This window comes from Amaricoccus macauensis (assembly GCF_014201905.1).
Lineage (GTDB): Bacteria > Pseudomonadota > Alphaproteobacteria > Rhodobacterales > Rhodobacteraceae > Amaricoccus > Amaricoccus macauensis.
On the sequence record NZ_JACHFM010000012.1, the window covers coordinates 1 to 24,281 of the forward strand.

A 24,281-nucleotide genomic window follows, 5' to 3' on the forward strand; every position below is an offset into this window, starting at 1 on the left:
TCACAAAACAAAATCATCGCGGGGTGGAGCAGCCCGGTAGCTCGTCAGGCTCATAACCTGAAGGCCGCAGGTTCAAATCCTGCCCCCGCAACCAAAATATGACGCGTTTACAAACGCTTAAGCGCCGCCCTCCGGGGCGGCGTTTGCGTTTCCAGCACCCATGGAAGCACTGTGGAAGCAAGAGGGGCCGAAGTCCTTCATACCGCTTCGTAAATCGGTGCCTGCGATGACCGTTGCTTCCAGTGCGGCTCGATCGGGATCATCGCATCGATACCGGCCGGGATCCCGCTGCCAAAGGCGAGCTCTCGAACATCGATCGCGACAATATCCAGTACCGGCCGCTCTTCAGTCATGAGCACGAACTCGGTGATCCTTCCCGGCGGGCAGTCCCTTGAGGCCGGGTAAACGAGCGCGAGTCGCTTGCAGCGGTAGCGACTGGCGTAGGCGTTAATCTGATACGCGTCGCCGCTCGAGACGCCCGAGTTCGGTTCGGCGAGATCGAGGCGCTTCCATTTTGCATCGAAGATGGCGACGCACTCGTCTCCGCTCTGAACGGTGATGTCGGGGCGCAGCTGGAAGCCCGCCTTCGCGAGGTTCTTCACAGGGCTCTGAAGTCCGACAGTAAGGCGAGCACCGGCCTGCACCTGGCAAGCATGCCGGATGCGCAGTCCGAGTACCGTCTCGAAGAGCTTCTCCATGTTGAACAGCAGAGCGGAACCAGCTGCGTCGCCGATGCGAACATCCGGGTAGAGGCCTGTCAGCAGCCAGCGGGCCCGCGCAAACACCGGCTCCCAGTGTCGGATGGTGCGATCAAACCGCAGGGCGCCGACGTCGCGAGCCGTGACCCTGCGATCGGTCACCTCGTCAAAGCGATGGAGGAACGCCGCCACCATCGACCGGGTCCTCGGGCTCAGTGCGAGCCCTAGAAGGATCCGAAGGACCGCCTTGAGTGCTTGATTGTAGGGGTTGTCGATGCTGCGCTCGTCGAAGCGACAGAGTAGATGAGAACGGTCGAAGGCGTTCGTGCGCAGGTGCTCGGTCAGCTCGAGCCGTCCGCGGATGGCATTGAGGTTCTCCGTCCTCTCCGAGTACCGGGCAATGGCCCCGCCTCGGAGCGCGGATTTCACCTGGCTGCAGAAATCCTCGATGAAGACGTCCAGGAGGTGGCTGTGCTGTTGCCCGAGGCCGGCCTCGCCTACGCGCTTCGATCCGAGCTCTCCAACACGAGCAAGCATGGCCACCAGAAGGCCCCGCATGTCTTCGCTGCTATCGCTGCCATGGTCGATCTTTGGAAGTATCTCGATTGCCAGCTGCTCGGTTTGCAGGACTCCGCAGAACGGCCCGAACTTCAATGACCGATGGCCCCATGCGAGAACCCCGGGTGGCAGACGTCCGGCGAGTTTCGCGATGCCTTCTGCCTCGAGCTCGCTGATCTCGCCGGCCGGGCCGATGCTGACACCCTCCCTCTCTCGGAAGGTCAGGCACCTCATTCCGGTGGCTCGTAGATCTTGCGGATTGCGTCCGGGGTGATGTCGTCTTCCCGAATGATCTCGAACGCCTCACCGTCCCCGATCTCGGCCGGGTCCGCCTTGGGAAAGAGCACAGCGGCATTCTGCGCCCGCGCCCGGACCAATTGCAGCTCCTCCTCTACGGCCTGGTCGGCGAGGACGTAACGGATCTGACGCCAGTCGTCGTAGAACGCCTCTTGCAGGAACGGCAGTATCTCCCGCGCAAACACACGGCGCAGCTCGTCGAAGGACTTCACGTGGTAGAAGTAGCTGTGGCCGAGGGTCTGGTCGCGATGCAGCAGGCGGGACAGGCGGGCATTTATGGCCTGCAGAAGCTGACGCAGGTCGATCGCGTTGCCCTCAGCGTCGTCGATCGATTCAAGCAGTTCCGGCTTCGGCGTGAGTTCCTCGAACCGGAACCGGCGCCGTAAGGCGCTGTCGAGCAGAGCGATCGAGCGGTCTGCGGTGTTCATGGTGCCGATGACGTCGACATTCGCGGGCACCCCAAAACGCTCGCCGGAGTAGGGGAGCGTCACTTCCAAGCCCTTGCAGCTCGCCGCGCGGTTGCCCGACGCATCAATGCGGATCCGCTTGTCCACCTCGACAAGCGTGATGAGCTCGCCGAAGACCTTGGCGACGTTTCCGCGATTGATCTCGTCGATGAAGAGGGCGAAGCGCTTGTCCGGCGCGCGTCGGGCCCGATCGCAAAGCCGCTTCAACGCTCCTGGCCGCACCTCATAGGTGACGGCGCCGTTCTCCGTGACAGGGCGAATGCCCTCGACGAAGTCCTCGTACGCGTAGCTCTGATGGAACGTCACGAACTCGAAGCGATCACCGGCCTCGTCCTGGTATCGCGGCAGGTAATCGTTCTTGAGGCGGTAGGTCTTCCCGGTGCCGGGCGGGCCGTAGAGAATGAGGTTAAGGGGCGGCGCGAGTTTCTTTGGAGATGCATCCCCAGACCCGGCGTCGCCCCCCGGCGTAGCAGCGCCCGATACGATAGGTGGCAGCGCCTTCCAAAGGCGCTCCAGGGTGCGGGCAGCCTTTGACTTGATCTCGATTCCGGAAGACTGCGGGTTCCATTCTTGGCCGGGTTCGCGGCTTTGCAGCTCCTCAAGAGGGACGATTTCATCCGTCGTTGCATCGCGGACGGAGTCGAATGCAACGTCGACGAAACGCGTCGTCTCGCCGGCATCGGCGCGGGCCTGTTCCCAGTGCTCCGCTTCGTAGGGCGCCCGCGTGATCCTTCCGACGGCCACGACGCCTTTCGGAGGATTGCCGGTGCGGATCAGAAAGACGCGGTCACCCTCGCGTGGCTTGCTCGAGCTGCAGCGCCATCGGTTGTCGGCCTTCTCCCCACTGATCGTCGTGGCGCGGTCGGCCGCGAGTGTGTCCCAGGTCCATTTGGAGGGGTTCCAGCTGAGGAGCCAAGCCTTGGTCTGGTTCTTCCACTGGGCCTCGAACTCTTCCTGGTAGAAATCGATATCCGCGCCATGCTCCTCTTCAAGTCGGCGGCGCAGCTCTAGCAAGGCTCGGTCGATCTCGACAGTGCTCCACTTCTTGATCTCCTTCTCCGTCGTGTCTCCGAAGCCGGCGAGGATCAGGCGTTTGTCGCCCTCGGAACTGATCCGCTCGAACGTGTCGGGAAACAGAAGGTGTGGAAGGATGTGGATCAGCTGCCTATGCCGCGCCTCCGGGAGGCCGCTCAGCCAGCCAGCGAATGCCCACGGGTCCGACGCGATCTGCTCCCGGTCGGCGGCATCGCGAGCCTTGAAATCGCGCAAGGCGCCGATGAGGAATACCAGCTCGCGCCAACGGTGCGTGTTGTAGGCAGTCCCGGCGGAGCCGATACCTTCAAGAACAGAGTCTTCCAAAAGAGAGTGGGTCGCGCTCAGGCCCTCTCCCGACCAAGACCAGATCTCCAGCACGTTCTCGCGCTTCTTGGAGGCGCCGACGTTCGACGGGAAGAGCTGCGTAAGCCAAAGGCTCTCGGCCATCAGCTGGCGACAATCTGGCGAGCCCTCCGAAAGCTGCACCTTCAATTTCGAGAGGAAATCACCTTCACCGGCGTCGAGATTCTTTACGAAGCGCTGATCGAGTTCGCCGAGTAAGGTGTTGGTCCAGAGGTTTCCGCCGTCCGACAGCGCCGACCCATCTGCAAGAAAGCAGTTTTCCTTCCATGCAGCAGCAGCGTTGTAGATCGGTGCGACGTGGTGATTTGGATTGAAGCGAGACAATTGTCCTCGTTCCTGATTTTACAGTAGCGCCCTTGGTCGATTATATTTCATTTATAAAGAATGATGCTTGTCGTTGATCCGCCGATGCGGACTGATAGCGAACAGGTTTGCTGAGCTTCTTTATCTGACCATCTGTGGTGCCCCGTTTCAGCCAGGCGTTCACTTGCGCTTTCTCCAACTCTAGACGCGCAGCGATATCCTCGACATTCATTGGGTCGCCATCGGTTAACTCCCGCAAGCGCAGGAGAAACAGGCTGTAGAAGTCGCTCGCAGGTTCTGAAGAGCTGTAGTCTGCGTCGGCCTTCGCGATGGGACTGCCTGGAGGCGGCGCATCGGCAGCCCCATCCTCACTCTCTGCAGAGGTGGCCTTCGTGGGTGTAGTGGCGGCTTCAGCAGGTGCGTTCACCGTCTCGGATTGCAGTAGCGGAAATCCCGCTGCTTCGGGTGCCGCATCCCCGCCGACAGCCATTTCCCACAAGGTTGAGAGCGCCGGCACATCTCGCGAAAACCAGCGCGCTCCCTTCTGGACCAACGTCGCGTTGCCGGATGCAGGGTCGTGCTTCGGCTGCACCCAGAGTGGCACCCATTCGCTTTTCAGGTCTTCAATTGCGCCGTTCCAGGTACCTCCCTCGTCGGGCGTGCTGTTCACGACCACGGCAGCATCGGACAGACAGTAGATATGCTTGTTCCGCGCCATGGCATTGCCGACGTTGAAGCCGGCCTCCGGGTTGAACGGCGAGACCAAAACCAAGTCGTCGGCGAGCAGGTGCTTGCGATATTTCGCAGATGTCGCTGCCCGAAGAACGCTATCTGCCAGCACTCCGACTGATGTACCCTCACTTTCGAGTGCGCCGAGCATCGCGCTCTCGTCCACGCCACGGGCACCGCCAGAAATCACCGACAGACCTTGGTTGGCGGCGGCTCGAGCCAAACTCGCTGAGAAGTTGAGGTCTGCTTGGTCGGCATCACGGGATCCCACCACCGCGACGCCGCCTTTGTTGAGAAGCGTTTTGTTGCCGCAACCAAAGAGCGGGCGAAGTCGGGAATCGAGAGTGGGATTGTTCAACGAGGGCACACAGGTCACCCATGCCGGTCTTGGCGTGGGCCGCCAGCGATCGTTCAGCATCTCCACGACTGCATGGACCAGCTCGTCTCGGAAGTAGCCAGCGTGCTTGTCGGCGGCGACCAACTGTCCCCAGCCGGCATCGCCCCATCGCGACAGGATCCGACCGGTTTCGGCGCGCAGTGCTGCGGGGATGTTCCCGCTGAGGCCGTATTCGCGCAGTGCGTCCCTGGCGACCTGTTTGTTGCACTCCAGCTCTAGTTCCGCGTGACGGAGGTATCGCGCAGCTGAGATAGCCATCTCACGGGTGAAGTCCGGGTCTACAATCGGTCGCCCCAGACACTTGGCGCATTTTCCGCATGGCTGAGGACCTGCATCATCGAGCGATTCTGCCAGGAACTCCATCAAGCAGCTCTCCACTGCGACGTAGCTCATTACTTCTTCCCATTCTGTGTCGCGCTGTCCCGTCAAGCGCTCGATCTTTTCGTGGTCCATTCGATAGGGCACGGGTGTGCGCTGCCATGTTGAGCCTGACTTGAGGACCGGCGCCGGGTTCTCCACCGAAAGGAACTTCAGCACCTGCTCAATCTGGCCACGCCTAAGGTTGACGGCCTCTTCGAGTTGCAGGACGCTCAATCCATCACTTTCCTCGAGCGCTGCCAGAATGGCGAGGACCCACCTCTCCTTGGGGAATGCGCTCTTCCGGAAGTAATCATGGATGTGCGAGTCTTCCTCGCCCGACATCAGCACACCGACGGCATGGTCTATGGCGCGGCCGGCACGACCGACCTGCTGGTAGTATGCGACGATTGAGCCCGGCGCTTGGTAATGTACGACGAACCCAAGATCGGGCTTGTCGTAGCCCATTCCGAGCGCGGTTGTTGCGACCAGAGCCTTTATTTCGTTGTTGAGCAGTTTGCGTTCGAGGTGCTGACGATACGCATCCGAGTCCTGGAATCCATCGCCAACCACGCCGCTGAAATACGCTCGGGCTTCGATCCCATGCAATTGTAGCCAGTCGGCAACCTGCTTCGCGTCTCGCTTCGTGAGCGTGTAGACGATCCCGGTTCCGGGTAAAGCACTGACGTGCTCTGCCAGCCATGCCAAACGTGCGGCTTGGGTTGGCAGTTGAACAGTCTGCAGGGCGAGGGTGCTGCGCATCAGGCTTCCACGCTGAATGCCGATGTCACCAAGCTGGTTGTGAACATCCTCGATCACGCGGTTGTTCGCGGTGGCGGTGGTGCCGAGGATCGGGACGTTGGCCGGCATGCGCTGCAAGATGTTGACGAGGCGGCGATAGTCCGGACGAAAATCGTGACCCCAGTCGGAAATGCAATGCGCCTCATCTACCACGAGCAGACCGATCCGCTCAGCTATAGGCAGCAAAACCTTCTCCACGAATTCCTCATTGGCGAGGCGCTCAGGCGACACCAGCAGCGCATCTACTTCGTTCCTCCGGACGACACGCTCGATGCCAGGCCAATCGTCTCGGTTGGTCGAGTTGACGGTGCGCGCGCGGACCCCTAGCCGCTCTGCGGCTTCGATCTGGTTGCGCATCAAAGCTAGGAGCGGGGACACGATGAGGGTTGGTCCGCGTCCGCGGTCGCGAAGGATGCGTGTCGAGATGAAGTAGACGTAGCTCTTGCCCCACCCGGTCCGCTGGACGACGAGACGCCGCTCTCGCCGGTTCACCAATGCATCAATGGCCTCCCACTGCCCATCGCGAAACTCGGCGGCGGCATCGCCGAGGGCGAGCCTGAGAAGTTCGAGAGCGGCAGCCCGATCAGTCACGCGTTCATCCTGCCTTCGTCATGTGGAGCCGCTCCCCGGAGGGGCTGTTCCGCTTAGCTGTTGATCACCCTGGGGATAAGGCGTAACAGTTCGCATATCCGCGAACAAGCGGATTGACAGGGAGAGCAAGCGATGAACCGGCCATGTCCGCCGACGGTGTGACCTTCGGCCAGGCGATTTCGAAGGCCCGCAAGGGACTCGGTCTCAGCCAAAAGGAGCTCGCAGCGCGCGTGATGAAGGAAGAGGGCGGCGGGTCGATATCCCCGCAGTATCTCAACGACATCGAGCACGATCGACGCAGCCCCAGCTCGGGGCACCTGATCCGCCAGTTCTCCGGCATCCTGAACATCCCGGAGGACTACCTATACGCACTCGCAGGCCGGCTACCGGATGATCTGCGGCCGAATGCGTCCTCTCCGGACAAGGTCGTCGAGGCTTTCGCCAATTTCAGGAAGACGCTGAAGGAGTAAGGAGGTTCGCATGGTGAAGATGATCCGTGACAACACGGGCCGCTTTGCCGAGCGACCCTTCTACGCGGCGCGGGATCTCGACAATGAATGCGAGCGGCTGATCCGCGAGCTTCTGATGAAGCGCAAGAAGAAGGTCGAGTATCCGGTCTCGACCGAGGATCTGACCGTGCTGATCGAGATGCACGACGCGGACCTCGACCCGTACGCCGACCTGTCCGCGTACGGCGCCGATGTGGAAGGGGTCACCGAGTTCTTCCCAAACCGGGGGCCCAAGGTCTCAATCTCCGAACGGATCGCGGCCGACGATCGGCGCGAGAATCGCTTCCGCACCACGCTCACGCATGAGTTCGGGCACGTGAAGTTCCACGGGCAGCTCTGGGCGCAGAAGTTCGCCAACGGCGACCTGCTCGAGCGCGGAATGAACGCCAACAAGGCGATCTCCAAGCGCGACACCATCCTGGACGCCCCGCAGTCCGACTGGATGGAATGGCAGGCCGGCTACATCAGCGGTGCGCTACTGATGCCGGCCACGCCTGTCCGTCGCCTCGTTTCCGACTACTGCGGCCCGCGCGAGCTGCACGGCGATATCCATGTTTCGACGGAGCATGCCGCGCAGCTGATCCAGATGGTCATGGAGCGGTTCGCGGTCTCCGAAGAGGCCGCCCGCATCAGGTTGTTGAAGCTGAACCTGATCACTTCGACGCACGGACAGGCCTCGCTCTTCGGCCACTGATCGCGAATCCGCGGAAGTGCGTATTTTTTCGATTGACTCCCCTCTGGCGCGATATACGCTGATTAGCAGATCAGCCGATACATGGAATCACCAGAAAGGAGATCACGGTGACTGCACTGTCCGCCTTCCTTCGCAAGACGCCCGGCGAGGCGCTGCGCGAATACTTCGACCGGCCGGAGATCGGCCTGCCCACCGAGTTCGACTGGAGCGTGCCGGAGGCCGAGTTGTCGAGGCCGCTGCACGGCGCCATCGAGAAGATGTCGCGCGTTCAGCGTGACCGCATCTCGAACGACGCCGAGCGTGTCCATGCCCTGTCCGACGAGCCGGGCCAAGCCGCGATCTACAGCGTCGCGGAGGACCCCGCCTTCCTCGACGGGCTCGCGAACCCGCATGCGCGCTCGCTCTGGATGTTCCTGAATGCGCAGGACCGGTTCCGCCATGCCGAGGAAGTTCGCTTCACCGAGGACCGCAGGCGCGGTCGGATGTGGGCGGGCTACATGACCGACGCGGACTGCGTTGTGCAGCGCGATGCATCGGCCCGTCACGCCTTCATCTCCGCGATCAAGGAGTTCTCGGGCGCCGCCCATGCCCATGTCGACATCTTCGACCGGGTGAGGACGACCCATGAGGGCGACGAATGCGACCTCGTGCAGGTGACGATCTACCGCGAGGGGCGGCCAGACGATCTGCTCCGCTTCGACGACAAGGGGTCGCTTGTCCGCCAGGCCTATCGTCCCGTGTTCGAGGCCGCGGTGACCTATGAGCCCGCCACCGGCGGCATCGAGGTGATCGCCAACGACAAGGCGACTCGGGGCGAGATCGTGAAGGCGACGGTCACGCACCTCCTCGGCATCGAGTTCAAGGAGAACCGCCTGCCGCTGCGCTGCTATGATCTCTCGGTGCTTCTGAACCCGTATGACTTTCCGATTGACCCGGAGGACGGGATCGAGGGCGTCGAGGTGCGCGAACTGCGGCTGATGCCGATCGACGACAGCGATTTCAGGGTGACGCTGGAAAAGCCCGCGCGCGCCGACGAGACGATCTGGACGAAGGCGGAAGAGCGGTTCGGGGACCGCACGCCCCTGAGTGAGGGCTACGTCGTCACGCGGGCCAAGATCGCCGTGAAGCTTGCTCGGCGTCCGGGAGGCGACCGCCGGCGGACGCTGACCCTGTCGATCACGTGGCCGCATGGCTGCGACCTTAAGGATCGGACGGCCACCGAGCAGATGATCGGCGAGAAGTACCTGCGGCGCTGGGGGATCCTGGTCGATGACCTGCAGCTCTTCGAGGATTGATCTCGCCGCCCGCCGGCTGCTCTCGTCAATCGCCGGAACCCGCAACGCGCGGGTTTCGGCCATGGCGCTGGCGCACATGCGCGGTGCCAGCAAGGCGCTGATGGATGCCGGACTGCTCGTGCAGCGCGGCAGCGCGACGTCCGTCGTTGCCGAAGACGATCTGGACGACACCCCGACGTCCGTCATCGCCCACCCGATCACCGGCCATCATGGGCATCTCGGCAACGCGGCATGGCACGACGAACAGGCGAGCGCCCGCCGTCGGGTCTATGCGCTGGACATGGCGGCAGCAGCTCGGCGGGTGGTCGCCCGGCTCGATTGCTCGCTCGGCAAAGACCCGGTGCCTTACCTCGACGGCGCGGTGCTGGATTTCGGGACGGCGCGGCTGCCGAAGCGCAGGGCACGTGTCGGGATCTGGGTCGCTCGCGGTCTGACGACGCCGGCCGTGTTCGAGGAGTACCGCCAGCTCGTTGGGCGCCGGCCGGCCGATGGACTTCGGGTGGTCCTCGTTCTCGACCCTCCGGATCGGCATCGCTTCCGCTTCGTCCGGGGCCACGAGTTCGTCGCGCTGGCGGATGTGGTCGATCATGAAGATGGGCTCGCCATCGCCCCGGAAGTCCTGAGCGCACGCCTGCTGAAGGGCCCGTCGCACAAGAGGCCTGTATGGGTCTCCGGCGATGGCGGGGTGCTGATCGTGCACGGCAGGTGGCACGAGTTCACCGGTGGCAAGCAGAAGATCGCCGTCGCCATGCTCGCCGAGGCCAGGCTTGACGGGGATCCGGTGCTGCCCGTCGCGCGCATCCTCGAGGAGGCCGAGTGCGGCCCATCCGTGAAGCGACTGAAGAATCTCTTCGACGGGCACCCTACGTGGCAGGAGGTCATCCGGGAGAGCGGCTCCAGCGCCTGGCTCGAGGTGTGACGCCACCAAAATCGCGACGATCAGGCCGTCCTTCGGGGCGGCCTTTTTCGTTTTCGGGGGCCCCGATCTGCATTCCTTCCGTCTCCCCTCCCTCCGCCCTCCCGATCTCCTCCCCCCGCACACCCCAGTCTCGTTCGCAGGCATTCGGCCAATCGCGAAGGAGACGACGATGTCAGTCACGCATCTCAACCAGGTCGAGCTGGCAGCTCGATGGAAGATCAGCCCGCGCACGCTGGAGCGCTGGCGTTGGACCGGTGAGGGCCCCGCCTTCATCAAGATCGGCGGCCGGGTCGTGTACCGGCTCGACGATGTCGAGGCCTACGAGGCCAACCGGCACTGCTCGAGCACGGCCGACAAGCCCGCCGTGAAGCTGGCGTGAGGGGGCGGCCATGACGATCCCCAACCGCATCACCCTCGACAACCTTCCCACCCTGCCGGTTGGCGAGATCGCCGCGCTGCCGGGCGACCAGCTGGCGCTCCTGAAGCAGGACGCCGACGAGCGGCTGCGCGCTGCCAAGAACCTCAGCGACTGGCTCGATGGCGCTATCGCGCTCAAGTATGGCGACCAGGCGCAGGAGGCGCGCCGCACGGAGGGCAAGGACACCGGCACCGTCCGGCTGCAGGACGGCCCGGTCACTGTGGTGGCGGAGCTCCCCAAGCGCGTGGATTGGGACCAGGCGATGCTCGCCGGTCTGGTCGAGCGAATCCAAGCGGATGGCGCCGATCCGTCCGAGTACGTCGACATCGCGTTCAGCGTACCCGAGCGGAAATACACCGCCTGGCCCAAGGACATCCGCCAAGAGTTCGAGCCCGCCCGCACGGTCCGGACGGCCAAGCCGAAGTTCCGGCTGCTGCTCGACGAGGAGGCGCGCTGATGGCCATCTCGCTCGCATCCCTGCAAACCTCGACGATGCTGCGCCCGCCGCGCGTCCTGATCCATGGCGTCGCCGGCATCGGCAAATCCACCTTCGCCTCGTCCGCCGACGCGCCGGTGTTCGTCCTCACCGAGGACGGTCTCGGCAAGCTGCAGGTGCCGCACTTCCCGCTGGCGACGAGCTACGCGGAGGTCGCGGAGGCGCTCGACGCCCTGCTCGACGAGGACCATCCCTATTCCACGGTGGTGGTCGACAGCGTGGACTGGCTGGAGCCGCTAATCTGGGCCGAGGCCTGCCGGCGCAACGGCTGGCAGTCGATCGAAAGCCCCGGTTTCGGCAAGGGCTATGCCGAGGCGCTGACCATCTGGCGCGAATACATCGACAGGCTGAACGCGCTCCGCGACCGGAAGGGCATGGCGGTCATCCAGATCGCCCACACCGACATCAAGCGCTTCGACAGCCCCGAGCACGAACCCTACGACCGGTACGTGATCAAGCTGCAGGCCCGCGCCTCCGCGCTGCTGCAGGAGCACTCGGACGTGGTGCTCTTCGCCAACTACCGGATCTCGGTCAGCAAGTCCGACGTCGGCTTCAACAAGAAGGTGACCCGGGCGCTCGGGTCCGGTGCGCGCGTCATGCACACCGAAGAGCGCCCCGCCTTCCTCGCCAAGAACCGCTACGGCCTGCCGGAAACCCTCCCGCTCGAGTGGTCGGAGTTTCTGGCCGCCATGCCCCAATCCGCCTGATTACGACTGAAAGGACAGAACGATGGCACGTTTCGACACCGCCTTTGACGCCGCCGGCATCGAGCCCACCACCGCCTACGAGATCCTGCCCGCGGGCAAGTATCGCGCCCAGATCGTCGAGAGCGAGATGCGCGTCACGAAGAACGGGATGGGGAAGTATCTCTGGCTGATGCTCGACATCCTCGAGGGGCCGCAGCAGGGCCGCAAGGTCTTCGACCAGTTGAACCTGGTGAATGCCAACCCGACCACGGTCGAGATCGCGCAGCGCACGCTGTCGGCGATCTGCCACGCCACGGGCAGGCTGCAGGTGAACGACAGCGACGAGCTGCACCTGATCCCGCTGACGATCCAGGTCGGCGTGAAGCCCCCGAAGGACGGCTACGGCGAGCGCAACACGATCCGCTACCTGGTGCCGGAGGCCCCGGCGCAGGCGAACCCGCCCAAGCCCGCCGCGATGCAGCCGGCCAGCGCGCCCGCGCAGTCGGCGCCCGCCCGCCCGGCCACCGCGCCCTGGAACCGCAAGAGCTGACGCCCTCGGCCGCCGCGGGTTGAAACCTGCGGCGGCCAGGACATCGCCAGACCCGAGAGACAGATCATGACCAACATCACCGACGCGGCCTGCGTGGCCGCGAACGCCCCCGGCTTGCCCGACGACACCCGTCGCCTGATCGAGATCGAGGACGCCATCGCGAAGATCCGCACGCAGATCGCGACCGCCGATCTGACGCGGCAGCGGACGGCTAGGCCGATCGACCCCGACTGGTTTCACCGGGCGCGCACGGCGCTGCGCCACCTCAATCGCGAGCGCGCCGAGATCGTCGCCCGTCAGGGCGGCCGCCGCCGGCGCGAACGGCTCAAGGACATGATCATCGCAGTCCTGCGCGAGCGCCACGACAGCGCCGCCTGGGCCGCTGTGCTGGCGGAAGCGCGGGCGCGGCTCGAGCGGGAGGAGGCGTGCTGATGGCCGAGCTCCCCGAAGCCCCGACGCCGACCATGTCCGCGATCCATGCCTCCTACGAGGCCCGGCAGGGCGACGGTTTGCGCGACCACCTCGGCGCCTCGCTGATCGGCAAGTCCTGTGCCCGTGCGCTCTGGTACGATTTCCGCTGGGCGACAACTTCGCGGCACACCGGCCGCATACTGCGGCTGTTCGAGACCGGCCAGCTGGAAGAGGCCCGGCTCGTCCGCGACCTGCGCGCCACCGGCGCGACGGTGCTGGAGGTCGATCCCGATACCGGGCGGCAGTTCCGCGTCGAGGCGCATGGCGGGCATTTCGGCGGCTCGCTCGACGGTGTCGCCCTCGGTCTGCTCGAAGCGCCGAAGACCTGGCACGTCGTCGAGTTCAAGACCCATTCGGCGAAGAGCTTCGCCGAGCTCGTCGGCAAGGGCGTCGCGCTCTCCAAACCCCAGCACGCCGCGCAGATGCAAATCTACATGCACCTGACCGGCATCACGCGGGCGCTCTACGTCGCGGTCTGCAAGGACACCGACGCGCTCCACATCGAGCGCGTCCCGGCCGACCCAGAAATGGGCGAACGCCTGCTCGAGAAGGCGGGGCGGATCATCTTCGCCCAGCATCCGCCTGAGCGGATCAGCGCGGATCCCGCCTGGTTCGAGTGCCGGTTCTGCGACCACCACCGGCTCTGCCACGGTGAGGACGCCGCGGCGGTCACCTGCCGGTCCTGCCTGCATTCGACACCGGTCGAGGGCGGTTGGCACTGCGCACGCCACGACCGGTTGCTCGACCCTGCCGACCAGCGTCGTGCCTGCGGCCGGCACCTGTTCATCCCCGATCTCGTCCCCGGCGAGGTGAGCGACGCAGGCGAGGACTTCGTCTCCTACCGCATGCGCGACGGCTCGGCCTGGACCAACGACGCCCGCAAAAAGGAGGCCGCCGCATGCTGACCCTGCGCCCCTACCAGCAGGCCGCGATCGCCTCGATCTACGGCTATTTCGAGAAGGAGAGAGGCAACCCGCTCGTCGTGATCCCCACGGCCGGCGGCAAGAGCCTCGTCATGGCCGCCTTCATCGACGGCGTTCTCAAGGCCTGGCCCGACCAGCGCGTGCTGGTCGTCACCCATGTCCGCGAACTGATCGCGCAGAACCATGCCGAGATGCTGGGGCTCTGGCCCGAGGCGCCTGCGGGCATCTACTCGGCCGGGCTCGGCCGCCGCGACGCGCGGGCCCGGATCCTCTTCGCCGGCATCCAGTCCATCCACGACAAGGCGACGCGCATCGGCCATGCCGATCTGGTGCTGATCGACGAGGCCCATCTGATCCCCGGCCGGTCGAACACCATGTATCGCCGCTTCCTCAACGATCTGCAGGCGATCAACCCCGCGCTCAAGGTGATCGGGCTGACCGCGACGCCATTCCGGCTCGACAGCGGCATGCTGCACGAGGGCGAGAATGCGCTCTTCACCGACATCGCCTACGAGGTGTCGGTCCGCGACCTGATCGATCAGGGCTATCTCTCCCCGCTCATCTCGAAGCAGACGAAGACGCGCCTCGACGTGACGGGCGTGGGATCGCGGGGCGGCGAGTTCATCGCGCGCGACCTCGAGGACGCGGTCGATCAGGACGCCATCACACGCGCGGCCGTGGCCGAGGTGATCGCCCATGGCGAGACGCGCCGGTCCTGGCTCGCGTTCTGCTCGGGCGTCCGCCACGCCACCCATGTCGCCGAGGAGTTCCGCCGCCGCGGGGTCAGCTGCGCGACGATCTTCGGCAAGACGCCGAAGGACGAGCGTGACGCGATCATCGCCGCCTTCAAGCGCGGCGAGATCAGGGCGCTGGCCTCCATGGGGGTGCTGACGACGGGCTTCAACGCGCCGGCCGTGGACCTGATCGCCATGCTGCGGCCCACCAAGTCGGCCGGGCTCTATGTCCAGATGGCCGGACGGGGCACGCGGCTTGCCGAGGGCAAGGAGAACTGCCTGGTTCTCGATTTCGCGGGGAATGTCCGCCGGCATGGCCCCATCGATCTCGTGCGGCCGAAACGGCCGGGTGGTCCGGGCGACGGGCCGCCGCCCACCAAGATCTGCCCCGAATGCGGGACCATCGTGGCCATTGCCGCCCTCGAATGCCCCTGCTGCGGCTTCGAGTTCCCTGGCCGCGAGGTGAAGCTCGAGCCGACCGCCTCGACGCTGGAGGTGCTGTCCACCGGCAAGCCGCAGTGGGTCGGCGTCACCGACGTCACCTTCAGCCGCCACGAGAAACGCGGCGGGCGGGTCTCGCTGAAGGTCACCTATCGCTGCGGTCTCGCCTTCCACACGGAATGGGTCTGCTTCGAGCACGACGGCTATCCGCGCCGGAAGGCCGCGAGCTGGTGGCGCGACCGGGCGCCCGAGATGGACGTGCCCGAGTCCGTCGTCGAGGCGCTCCTGCTGGTGGACCGGCTGCGCTGCCCCACCGAGATCGCTGTCCGCCCCGCGGGCCGCTTCACCGAAATTACCGCCTACAGGTTCGCCCCATGCCTTACGTCCGTGCCGGGCTCTGCGCCGTCTGCCATCGAGAGCCCCGTGGCTGGGGCTGGTTCGGCGCGCGTTTCCGCGTCTCCGACCCGCGGCGCGACACGAGCCGCAGAGACCTCTGCAGCCGGGTTTGCCAGGACATCTGCCACCGGAGGTCGGGCATGATCGATCCGACCCCGAACGAGACCGCCGCCATGGTCGAGGGCGGCAAGGCCGGCGGCGCCTATCTCGACAGCCTCGGCCGGACCGATCTCGCTCTGCTGAGCGAGGAGGAGTGGGACACCTTCGTCGAGGTGATCGTCACCGGCTACTGCGACCACCTGCGTGACCTGGCGGCGAAGGACCGCGAACGGCTCGACGGCATGATCCCGGAGGTGCCCTTCTGATGGCGGACACCTCGTGGATGGCGCGCGTCGGGGCGCGTCTCGTGACCAACGGCTACGCGATCCTGCCGATCGCGCCCGGTACCAAGAAGCCCGGCCAGTTCGCCCGCGCGGCCTGGCACGACTACCCGCAGTGGAACCGGCATGCGAGCCGCGCCACGACCGAGCTCGAGGTCGCGACCTGGTCCAGCTGGCCCGACTGCGGCGTCGGGATCGTCGGCGGTGCGGTCGCCGCGCTCGACATCGATATTGCCGAGGATGGCGAACTGGCGCTGCACATCGAGCAGCTGGCCCGCGAGCGGCTGGGCGACACGTCCGCGCTCAGGATCGGCAAGGCACCGAAGCGGCTGCTGGTCTATCGCACGCGAGAGCCCTTCGCCGGGATCCGGCGCGCGCCGCTCGAGGTTCTGTGCCTCGGACAGCAGTTCGTGGCCTATGCCGAGCATCCCGACACCGGCCAGCCCTATGCCTGGCCGGACGAGGGGCTCGCGGATCTCGACATCGAGAGCCTGCCCGAAATCGACGCCGAACAGGCGGCAGCGTTCCTTGACGAGGCGCTGGCGCTGATCCCGCTCGAGCTGCGTGCGAAGAGCCTCGGCGCGAAGGCGGCGAACGGGGCCGGACATCCGTGTCTGCCGGCGCATGCACAGGCCGGCACACTGGCCGCGATCCGGAGCGCGCTCGCCTGGTTGCCGAACGCCGAGCTCGACTACGACAGCTGGATGCGCATCGGCATGGCGCTGAAGGGTGCGCTGGGCGAGGAGGGCGCGACGCTCTTCGCCGACTGGTCGGCGCAGGCGGCCAAGAACGACACGGCCGCGACGGCGAAGGCTTGGGCGAGCTTCAAGCCCGCGCGGATCGGCGCCGGCACGATCTATCATCTCGCCATGGAGAAGGGCTGGCGTCCCGATCCCGACCTCCTGCTCGACGGCAGTCAGAAGGTTTGCGCGAGCGACGAGCATCCCGCGGCCGGCCTCCTCGCGCGGCTCGCCCAGCCCGAAGCCCCGATGCCGATCCTCCCGCCTGCGCCATCGTTCACGCTGACGATCCCGGGTGGGCTCGTGGGCGATCTCGCGCGCTACATGATCGACACGGCGCGCAGACCGCAGCCGCTTCTTGCAGTGGGAGCCAGCCTCTGCGCCCTCGGCGCGCTGATGGGGCGGCGCTACCGCACGACAACTGACCTGCGCACGAACCTCTACATCGTCGGCATCGCGGACAGCGGGTCGGGCAAGAACCACGCCCGCGAGGTCGTCAACGAGCTGTTCTTCGCGGCGGGGCTGGCGCACCACCTCGGCGGCAACAAGATCGCCTCAGGCGCGGGGCTCCTGACCGCGCTCCACCGTCAACCCGCGATCCTGTTCCAGATCGACGAGTTCGGGATGTTCCTCTCGGCGGCGGCCGACCGCAAGCGCAGCCCGCGCCACATCACCGAGATCCTCGACAACATGACCGAGCTCTACACTGCGGCCAGCGGCATCTTCCTCGGCGCGGAATACGCCAACCGGGACGGCTCGAACGAGCGGCGCGACATCGTACAGCCCTGCCTCTGCGTCTACGGCACGACGACGCCACTGCATTTCTGGGGGGCGCTGCAGGGCGTCAACGTGGTGGACGGCTCGCTCGCCCGGCTCATCATCCTGCCGAGCGAGGAGGACTATCCGGACGAGAACCGTAGCGCCGGGCTGCGCCGATCTCCGCGCGCGTTGATCGAGGGGCTGCAGCGGCTCGCCGAAGGCGGCGGCCGAGCCAGCGGAAACCTGGCCGGCCGGACCTCCGGCCCCGAGACCGCGGTCGATCCGATGACCGTGCCGATGGACGACGAGGCGCAGCTTCGCTTCGACGCGCTCCGCGACGAGATCACCGCCGAGCTCAGGGCCGCGGCCGGCACATTTCAGACGCCGATCCTCGCCCGGATCGCGGAAAACGCGGCCAAGGTCGCGCTCGTCCTGGCCGTGGGGCGGGATGCGGTCCATCCCCTCATCCGGCTTGAGGATGCTGTCTGGGCGATCGATTTCGTGCGCCATTTCGCCCGGCGCACCATCGACGCCGTCGAGCGCCATGTCGCCGACACCGAGACCGAGGCGCACCTGAAACGCCTGCGCGAGATCATCCGCAAAGCAGGGGCGGCCGGCGTCACCAAGTCCGAGCTGACCCGCGCCTCGCAATGGCTCAGGGCGCGCGACCGCGACGACATCCTGCTCACGCTGGTCGAGAGCGGCGACATCGTCACGGTCGAGCAGGAGACCGGGGGGCGGAAGGCCATGCGCTTCCGGGCGATGCGCTGAGGATCGGGACGATGCTTCCTTCAACGGCCCCCATCCTTCATTTGAAGGAAGATTCTGCGCAGGCCTCGGTCCTGCAACGGAAATTCGGCGCGGCGGACTTCTTTCAATATTTCACGCAAAGACCCTCGCGCGCGTGGATGGGAAGGGGTGCCACACCCATACCCCATGAAGTAACTGAAATATTGAAAGAAGATATTTATCCTCATTCTGCCAATGGCTTGCGGCTCCACTTCCTTCAAGTGGACGGGGTGAAGCCATTGAAGGAAGCGCCGGGCGCTCCCGGCATCGACAACGTGACCGTGACCAGACCTCGCGATCCGGCTCCGGGCGCGCGTGCTGCCCTCACCAGGCAGCCGTGCCGCCCCGGCCTCTCACTCGAAGAGGAGGTCGTCATGGACCGCTCACCACACATCGCTGCGGCGCCTTTCACGGCTGCCGGCACTCTCGACCGCTGCATTCTCGCGCTGGATCTCGGCACCAGCACCGGCTGGGCGTCGCGCTCGGCCGAAGGGCTGATCACCAGCGGGACCGCGAGCTTCCGCCCCGGCCGCTACGACGGTGGCGGCATGCGCTATCTGCGCTTCACGAACTGGCTCACCGGGATCGACCGCCTGTCGGGGCCGGTCGCCGCCATCTGGTTCGAGGAGGTGCGTCGGCACGCTGGAACCGATGCGGCCCATGTCTACGGCGGACTCATGGCCACGCTGACTGCATGGGCCGAGCTGCGGGGCGTGCCCTACGCCGGCGTTCCCGTCGGCACGATCAAGCGTCACGCCACCGGCAAGGGCAACGCGCCGAAGGAGGCGATGGTCGCGTCCGCGCGAGCCCGGGGCTTCAGCCCCGCCGACGACAACGAGGCGGACGCCATCGCGCTGCTGCTGTGGGCGATCGAGACGAACGGGGGTGTCGCATGAGGTGGCATCCCAAGGGCTACGGCGGCCATCGTCGGGATCCGGAACAGGTGAAGCGCGAGGGCTGGCGCGAACAGGGAGTGCTGGCCGTCTCGCTCGAGGACGCCCGCCTGACCTGGCCGGAACGGGAACTCGTTCGCCAGCTTGGCGAAAAGCTCTACGGGCCGCGCCCCTCCGACGAGGGAGGGCGCCATGGATAAGTGGACCCCGTCCCTCGTCGAGGCGCGCCTCGCCGAAGCGGCCTTCGTGCTCAAGCGCCTGCCCGAGCCGCGACGGCAGGGCTACTTCAGCACGTGGCCCGAGATCGTCCATTCCTTCGCCGACAAGGTGGGCCAGGAGCCGAAGCCCATGCGGGTGCTGCCCTCGCCGCAGGCGATCAGCCGGATGGAGGAGACGCTCACCTGGACCGCCTGCCTCGACCCCGTCGATGGCAAGATCGTCTGGATGCGCGCCCATGGCGAGCGGTGGAAGACCATCTGCTGGACGGTCGGACTGCAGCGCTCGGCCGCCCACCAGCACTGGCTCTACGGGCTCTGCGTCATCTCGCTGAGGCTCAACCGGCGGCGGTTCAACCGAAGCCTGTCGAAGCGGCGCGTGATCGAACTGGCCGGTGGCGCGTAACCCTGCGCGCCACAGGGGAAGGTGTGCGGCGGACAGTTTTCGACGGGACAGAAAACCGGTTCAGGGGCTAGGTTCGGGATAAGCTCGGGAGAGGCGCGCGCGGCGCGGTCCCGAGCGAAACCATCCTTTCGTTGGCAGGTCTGTTGGAAAAGGAAAGGCGCTGATCCTTTCCTTGCGGGCCGCTGTCCGCCCCCGCCAAGCCCCTCAGCCGACTTCGCGGTTCCTTCTGCGCGACATTCGTATGCTGGCGGGCGAAGCGCGGGACATCGCCAGCGACAGGGCCGGATTTTTGGGAAGCCAGCCGGAAGCCGGACCCATCCGCGCCCCGCGCAAACACCAGTGAACGCTGGCCTTCCGACCGGACACCGCTGGTGGCCGCTGGACCCCGCTTGGAGTCCGGCCCGGCATCCGGGGTCCGGAAGCCACCGGCATCCACCCGACCGAGGAACCTTGCCCACCATGACGCTGAGCTTCGCCCCGGACGCGATCGAGACGTGGCCGCTGTCGCGCCTCCAGCCCTACGCGAAGAACGCGAAAGCGCACGGGCCGGACCAAGTCGCAAAGATTGCCGCTAGCATGGCCGAGTTCGGCTGGACCGTGCCCTGCCTCGTCGGCGAGGACGGGGAACTGATCGCGGGCCACGGCCGCGTGCTGGCTGCGACGCAGCTCGGGCTGACCGAAGCGCCGGTAATCGTGCTCGGGCATCTGACCGAGGCGCAGCGGCGGGCGTACCGGATCGCGGACAACAAGCTGACGGAACTCGGCACCTGGGACGAGGCGCTGCTGTCGGCGGAGCTGAACGACCTCTTGGCCGAGGATTTCGACCTGTCGCTGGTCGGCTTTTCCGACGGCGAGTTGGACAAGCTGCTGGCCTACGTGCCGGAGGGGGACGGGGAAGAAGGTGGCGCCGGGGGCTCCGTGCCGCCGGTGACCATCCCCGAACCGCCGCGCAATCCGGCCTCGCGCACCGGCGATCTGTGGATCCTTGGCGATCACCGCCTGCTCTGCGGCGACAGCACCAGCGCTGCCGACGTTCGCCGCCTGATGAATGGCGAGCGGGCGATCTTGTTCGCGACCGATCCGCCGTATCTGGTGGACTACGACGGCTCGAACCACCCGACCCGGAACAAGGACTGGTCGGCGTCCTATGGCACGACCTGGGACGACAGTTCTCAGGGCGCGGAGCTCTACGACGGCTTCATCGCCGCTGCCATCGCCGAGGCGATCACCGACGATGCCGCCTGGTACTGCTGGCACGCGTCGCGCCGCCAAGCGATGCTCGAAGCCTGCTGGGAAAAGGCCGGCGCCTTCGTCCATCAGCAAATCATCTGGGTGAAGGACCGGGGCGTGCTGACCCGGTCCCACTACCTCTGGAAGCACGAGCCCTGCTTCATGGGCTGGCGCCGCCCGAACCGCCCACCGAAGGTCGCCGAACAGACGCTGCCCTCGACCTGGGAGATGCCGTCCTTCGCCAAGGACGAGCGCCCGGACCACCCGACGCCGAAGCCGCTCGACGCCTTCGGAATCCCGATGCGCCAGCACGTGGCGCGCGGCGGGCTCTGCTACGAGCCCTTCTCGGGCTCGGGCTCGCAGATCATGGCGGGCGAAGCCAACGGCCGCCGCGTCTTCGCGATGGAGATCAGCCCCGCCTATGTCGATGTCGCGGTCGAACGCTGGCAGGCCGAGACCGGCCGCGACGCGATCCTTGATGGCGACGGTCGGACCTTCGCCCAGGTGAGAACCGAGCGGCTGGGCGACAGCGTCGAACCCACGGCCTATACGCCGGACACTGACACCGCCCCCGAACCCGCGCGCAAGCGCAAGTCCGCCGCATGAAACAGACCCACCTCATGTCGCTGGTCGAGTCCGTCGCCAACGTGATCGTCGGCTACGGCGTCGCCGTGGTCACGCAGATCTTGATCTTCCCGGTCTTCGGGCTGCACACGACGCTGGCGCAGAACCTCAAGATGGGCGCCATCTTCACTATCGTGTCGATAGCGCGTTCCTTCGCCTTGCGGCGGGTGTTCGAGGCGATCCGGATGCGGACCGCCAAATGATCGACCGCCGCCCCGGAGGGACGGCGGCCATCAACTTTTCGGGGTCCGGTGCGTCAGGCGGCGGGGAGTCTGTACACGCGCCCGCGCCCCTCGACCTTTTCGGAGGTGAGCTCGAGCCCGAGTTTCTTCTTCAGCGCGCCAGACATGGCGCCGCGCACCGTGTGCGACTGCCAGCCCGTTTGGGCGACGATCTCGTCGATGGTCGCGCCGCCCTCTGCGCGGAGCATCTCGATCAGAGTTTCCTGCTTGGTGCCCTTCCGGCGCTGGACCGGGGCGGTCGGCGCTTCCGCCGGCGGCGTCTCGTCCTGCTCGTCCGTGATCCTGAGGGTGCTGTAGGCCAGCGGGGTGGCACGTAGCGTGATCGGGCCGCGCTCCTCGTCGTGCCGCCAGACGGTATTGAGGTCCGTGGCTGCGATTTCCTCGATCAGCTCCTGCTTGAGGAGGCTCTTGCAGACGTTGCCGACGGCGCCGCCCTTGAGGCTGGCGGTGACGGGAAACACCGCCCCGTCTTCGCGCGCGCAGGCGGTGGACAGGATGACGGCTTGGGCGTCGGAAAGCTGAATCTGGGTCATGGGGTCGTCTCCTTGCTCGAGGCCCGCGTCATGCGGTGCCTTCTACGACCCCGAGCCGCGCAGGGCGCGCGGCGGGAGTTCCGGCAGCGCCGGAGATCAGCGGGCGTGTTCGCCCTCGCCGAAGGCGCTGTCGGTGATGCGCTTCAGGAGGCTGGCGTAGTGTTCGAGGGTACCGACCATGGCCCATCCCGCCTCGTCGGGGTGGCAGTTGAAATGGTCGTCGCTGAGCGCCTGCAGGCGGGCGAGCATCTCGTCGATCTCGGCCTTCTTGCCGATGAAGGCCGCGAGCGCGGCTTCCTTGTTCCGGCGCGCCTTCTCGGCACGGAGCTCAAAGCGCGGCGTGGTGATCGGGGTCAGGCGGGTGGTCATCGTGGTAGCTCCGTGGTGAGTTGCATCGCTCTTTGAAGGGACGTTCGCTCCGCTGGCGACGCTTATCAACTCGATAAGCACATGATCTTGAATGATAATCGGAGCCGTCGATGCAGGGTATGAGCGAGCGCCAGTACGCCGCCCATGTCGGGCTGTCGCGCGGTGCGATCCAGAAGGCGAAGGCCGCCGAGCGGCTGGTCCTCTATCCCGACGGCAGCATCAACGCGGCCGCCAGCGACGCGCGGCGGGCGGAAACGACCGACCCCTCCAAGACCCGCAAGCCGCCCGCGCCGAAGCTGAAGCCCGTCTCCGAGGCAGCGGTCGCCGCTGTCGGCGACACGCTCCGCGAACAGGGTCTGGCGGTCCCGGCCGTCGGCGGCGGCACGACCTTCCTGCAGGCCAAGACCGCGAACGAGGTGCTGAAGGCGCAGGAGCGACGCATCCGGCTTCAGAAGCTGAAGGGGGAGTTGATCGAGCGGGCCCGCGCGCTGGCGCTGGTGTTCCGGCTGGCGCGGGAGGAACGCGACGCGTGGGTGAACTGGCCCGCGCGCGCGGCGGCGCTGATGGCGGCAGAACTCTCGGCCTCATGCAGCGAAGCGACGGGCCAGCAGATCGCCGTGGAGCCAGCCGCGATGCAGAAGGTCCTGGAGAAACATGTACGCGCCCACCTCGACGAACTCGCCGAGGTCCGGCCCGACTTCCGGTGAGAGCGGCGATGATCTTGGCGGTCTGACCGACTTCGACGGCGCGGGCGAGATCCTGCGCGCCTGGGGCAACGGGCTGCGGCCCGACCCGGACCTGACCGTCTCGGAATGGGCGGACCGGCACCGGATGCTCTCGGGCCGCGCCTCGGCCGAGCCCGGGCGGTATCGCACGGTGCGCACGCCCTACATGCGCGAGATCATGGACCGGCTGTCGCCCGGCGATCCGACCCAGCGGATCGTGTTCATGAAGGCCGCGCAGGTCGGTGCGACCGAGGCGGGCCACAACTGGATCGGGTTTGCAATCCACCAGGCGCCCGGGCCGATGCTGGCGGTCCAGCCGACGGTGGAACTCGCCAAGCGCAACTCGCGCCAGCGGATCGACCCGCTGATCGACGAGAGCCCCGAGTTGCGGGAGCGGGTCAAACCGGCCCGGTCGCGCGACGCGGGCAACACGATGCTGTCGAAGGAGTTCGCGGGCGGCATCCTGATCATGACCGGCGCGAACTCGGCGGTCGGGCTGCGCTCGACCCCGGCACGCTACATCTTTCTCGACGAGGTCGACGCCTATCCGGCATCGGCCGACGAGGAAGGCGATCCGGTCACGCTGGCGGAAGCGCGGTCGCTGACCTTCGCCCATCGGCGCAAGGTGCTGCTGGTCTCGACCCCGACCATCCGAGGGCTGAGCCGGATCGAGCGAGAATACGAAGCCAGCGACCAGCGGCGGTTTTTCGTGCCGTGCCCGCATTGCGGCGCGATGCAGTGGCTGAAGTTCGACCGGCTGCGCTGGCAGAAGGGCCGCCCGGAGACGGCCGAGTATCACTGCGAGGGCTGCGAGACGCCCATCGCGGAACACCACAAGACGGCCATGCTGGAGCGCGGCGAATGGCGGGCAACCGCCACGGCCGCCGATCCGACCACGGTCGGGTATCACCTCTCGGCGCTCTATTCGCCGATCGGCTGGCTGAGCTGGGAGCGGATCGTGCGGGCATGGGACGCGGCGCAGGGGTCGGACGAGGCGATCAAGGCGTTCCGCAACACGATCCTCGGCGAGACATGGGTCGAGACTGGCGAAGCGCCGGACTGGCAGCGGCTTTACGACCGTCGCGAGCGCTGGACATCCGGCACGGTGCCAGCGGGTGGGTTGTTCCTCACCGCCGGTGCCGACGTGCAGAAGGACCGGATCGAGGTCGATGTCTGGGCCTGGGGTCGCGGGCTCGAAAGCTGGCTCGTCGATCACGTCGTGATCGAAGGTGGGCCGGATCGTCACGA

General features: G+C 66.3%; 25 protein-coding genes and 1 tRNA gene. 21 read left to right on the forward strand and 5 right to left on the reverse strand.

The genetic code is table 11. The features are described from left to right. The first annotated feature begins 17 nt into the window (after positions 1-17). Positions 18-94 (forward strand) — tRNA-Met (locus HNP73_RS22560). Positions 95-197: 103 nt separating this feature from the next. Here HNP73_RS22560 and HNP73_RS22565 read toward each other — a convergent pair. The 3 genes from HNP73_RS22565 to HNP73_RS24040 are packed head-to-tail and all read right to left on the reverse strand — an operon-like array spanning position 198 to position 6,596. Next, the gene (locus tag HNP73_RS22565) at positions 198-1,490 is read right to left on the reverse strand and encodes an McrC family protein (protein ID WP_184155617.1); all 1,293 of its coding nucleotides are present in this window, start codon (positions 1,488-1,490) and stop codon (positions 198-200) included. After that, complete coding sequence (locus HNP73_RS22570) at positions 1,487-3,742, reverse strand: McrB family protein (RefSeq protein WP_221289081.1); 2,256 nt, start codon at positions 3,740-3,742, stop codon at positions 1,487-1,489. The genes HNP73_RS22565 and HNP73_RS22570 overlap by 4 nt, the downstream gene beginning before the upstream one ends. Positions 3,743-3,782: 40 nt before the next feature. After that, positions 3,783-6,596, reverse strand: a complete 2,814-nt coding sequence (locus HNP73_RS24040; protein ID WP_184155620.1) for a RecQ family ATP-dependent DNA helicase — start codon at positions 6,594-6,596, stop codon at positions 3,783-3,785. A 143-nt stretch (positions 6,597-6,739) separates the two neighbouring features. On the opposite strand from HNP73_RS24040, the gene HNP73_RS22580 reads away from it, so the two are divergent. The 18 genes from HNP73_RS22580 to HNP73_RS22665 all read left to right on the forward strand — a co-directional run bounded on the left by HNP73_RS22580 (position 6,740) and on the right by HNP73_RS22665 (position 21,367). Further along, on the forward strand, positions 6,740-7,066 hold the full coding sequence (locus HNP73_RS22580; RefSeq protein ID WP_184155623.1) for a helix-turn-helix domain-containing protein: 327 nt from the start codon (positions 6,740-6,742) through the stop codon (positions 7,064-7,066). Positions 7,067-7,076: 10 nt separating this feature from the next. Then, complete coding sequence (locus HNP73_RS22585; protein ID WP_184155626.1) at positions 7,077-7,799, forward strand: ImmA/IrrE family metallo-endopeptidase; 723 nt, start codon at positions 7,077-7,079, stop codon at positions 7,797-7,799. A 107-nt stretch (positions 7,800-7,906) separates the two neighbouring features. Next, positions 7,907-9,094 (forward strand): hypothetical protein, encoded by a 1,188-nt coding sequence (locus HNP73_RS22590; protein ID WP_184155629.1) that lies wholly within the window; start codon positions 7,907-7,909, stop codon positions 9,092-9,094. After that, entirely contained in the window at positions 9,069-10,013 is a 945-nt protein-coding gene (locus HNP73_RS22595; RefSeq protein ID WP_184155632.1) for a hypothetical protein, read from the forward strand. The genes HNP73_RS22590 and HNP73_RS22595 overlap by 26 nt, the downstream gene beginning before the upstream one ends. Positions 10,014-10,182: 169 nt before the next feature. Continuing rightward, the gene (locus HNP73_RS22600; protein ID WP_184155635.1) at positions 10,183-10,392 is read left to right on the forward strand and encodes a helix-turn-helix transcriptional regulator; all 210 of its coding nucleotides are present in this window, start codon (positions 10,183-10,185) and stop codon (positions 10,390-10,392) included. A 10-nt stretch (positions 10,393-10,402) separates the two neighbouring features. Continuing rightward, positions 10,403-10,888 (forward strand): hypothetical protein, encoded by a 486-nt coding sequence (locus HNP73_RS22605; protein ID WP_184155636.1) that lies wholly within the window; start codon positions 10,403-10,405, stop codon positions 10,886-10,888. Next, positions 10,888-11,634 (forward strand): ATP-binding protein, encoded by a 747-nt coding sequence (locus tag HNP73_RS22610; RefSeq protein ID WP_184155639.1) that lies wholly within the window; start codon positions 10,888-10,890, stop codon positions 11,632-11,634. Before HNP73_RS22605 ends, HNP73_RS22610 begins: the two co-directional genes overlap by 1 nt. Before the next feature lie 22 nt (positions 11,635-11,656). After that, on the forward strand, positions 11,657-12,163 hold the full coding sequence (locus tag HNP73_RS22615) for a DUF669 domain-containing protein (RefSeq protein ID WP_184155642.1): 507 nt from the start codon (positions 11,657-11,659) through the stop codon (positions 12,161-12,163). A 66-nt stretch (positions 12,164-12,229) separates the two neighbouring features. After that, positions 12,230-12,595 carry a hypothetical protein gene (locus tag HNP73_RS22620; RefSeq protein ID WP_184155645.1) on the forward strand — a complete coding sequence of 122 codons (366 nt, stop codon included), beginning with the start codon at positions 12,230-12,232 and terminating at the stop codon, positions 12,593-12,595. After that, positions 12,595-13,539, forward strand: a complete 945-nt coding sequence (locus HNP73_RS22625) for a PD-(D/E)XK nuclease family protein (RefSeq protein ID WP_184155648.1) — start codon at positions 12,595-12,597, stop codon at positions 13,537-13,539. Before HNP73_RS22620 ends, HNP73_RS22625 begins: the two co-directional genes overlap by 1 nt. After that, positions 13,533-15,272: a DEAD/DEAH box helicase gene (locus HNP73_RS22630; protein ID WP_184155650.1), complete on the forward strand. Its 1,740-nt coding sequence runs from the start codon at positions 13,533-13,535 to the stop codon at positions 15,270-15,272. The genes HNP73_RS22625 and HNP73_RS22630 overlap by 7 nt, the downstream gene beginning before the upstream one ends. After that, entirely contained in the window at positions 15,269-15,493 is a 225-nt protein-coding gene (locus tag HNP73_RS22635; protein ID WP_184155653.1) for a DUF6511 domain-containing protein, read from the forward strand. Before HNP73_RS22630 ends, HNP73_RS22635 begins: the two co-directional genes overlap by 4 nt. Further along, a complete protein-coding gene (locus HNP73_RS22640) occupies positions 15,493-17,778 on the forward strand; it encodes a PriCT-2 domain-containing protein (RefSeq protein ID WP_184155655.1) in 2,286 nt (761 codons plus the stop codon). The genes HNP73_RS22635 and HNP73_RS22640 overlap by 1 nt, the downstream gene beginning before the upstream one ends. Positions 17,779-18,170: 392 nt before the next feature. Then, complete coding sequence (locus HNP73_RS22645; RefSeq protein WP_184155657.1) at positions 18,171-18,692, forward strand: crossover junction endodeoxyribonuclease RuvC; 522 nt, start codon at positions 18,171-18,173, stop codon at positions 18,690-18,692. Continuing rightward, the gene (locus HNP73_RS22650; protein WP_184155659.1) at positions 18,689-18,889 is read left to right on the forward strand and encodes a hypothetical protein; all 201 of its coding nucleotides are present in this window, start codon (positions 18,689-18,691) and stop codon (positions 18,887-18,889) included. The genes HNP73_RS22645 and HNP73_RS22650 overlap by 4 nt, the downstream gene beginning before the upstream one ends. Further along, the gene (locus HNP73_RS22655; protein WP_184155661.1) at positions 18,882-19,310 is read left to right on the forward strand and encodes a DUF6362 family protein; all 429 of its coding nucleotides are present in this window, start codon (positions 18,882-18,884) and stop codon (positions 19,308-19,310) included. Before HNP73_RS22650 ends, HNP73_RS22655 begins: the two co-directional genes overlap by 8 nt. Before the next feature lie 459 nt (positions 19,311-19,769). After that, complete coding sequence (locus HNP73_RS22660) at positions 19,770-21,146, forward strand: site-specific DNA-methyltransferase (protein ID WP_184155663.1); 1,377 nt, start codon at positions 19,770-19,772, stop codon at positions 21,144-21,146. Then, the gene (locus tag HNP73_RS22665; RefSeq protein WP_184155666.1) at positions 21,143-21,367 is read left to right on the forward strand and encodes a DUF7220 family protein; all 225 of its coding nucleotides are present in this window, start codon (positions 21,143-21,145) and stop codon (positions 21,365-21,367) included. Before HNP73_RS22660 ends, HNP73_RS22665 begins: the two co-directional genes overlap by 4 nt. A 53-nt stretch (positions 21,368-21,420) precedes the next feature. On the opposite strand, the gene HNP73_RS22670 is transcribed toward HNP73_RS22665, so the two are convergent. Further along, entirely contained in the window at positions 21,421-21,939 is a 519-nt protein-coding gene (locus HNP73_RS22670) for a DUF3489 domain-containing protein (protein ID WP_184155669.1), read from the reverse strand. 96 nt (positions 21,940-22,035) lie between these two features. After that, the gene (locus tag HNP73_RS22675) at positions 22,036-22,308 is read right to left on the reverse strand and encodes a hypothetical protein (protein WP_184155672.1); all 273 of its coding nucleotides are present in this window, start codon (positions 22,306-22,308) and stop codon (positions 22,036-22,038) included. Positions 22,309-22,418: 110 nt separating this feature from the next. Between HNP73_RS22675 and HNP73_RS22680 the strand changes: the two genes are divergently transcribed. Then, entirely contained in the window at positions 22,419-23,015 is a 597-nt protein-coding gene (locus HNP73_RS22680) for a hypothetical protein (RefSeq protein WP_184155675.1), read from the forward strand. Then, positions 22,963-24,281, forward strand: a 1,319-nt coding sequence (locus tag HNP73_RS22685; protein ID WP_184155678.1) for a phage terminase large subunit family protein, incomplete at its 3' end; no start/stop codon positions are given. The genes HNP73_RS22680 and HNP73_RS22685, both read left to right, overlap by 53 nt.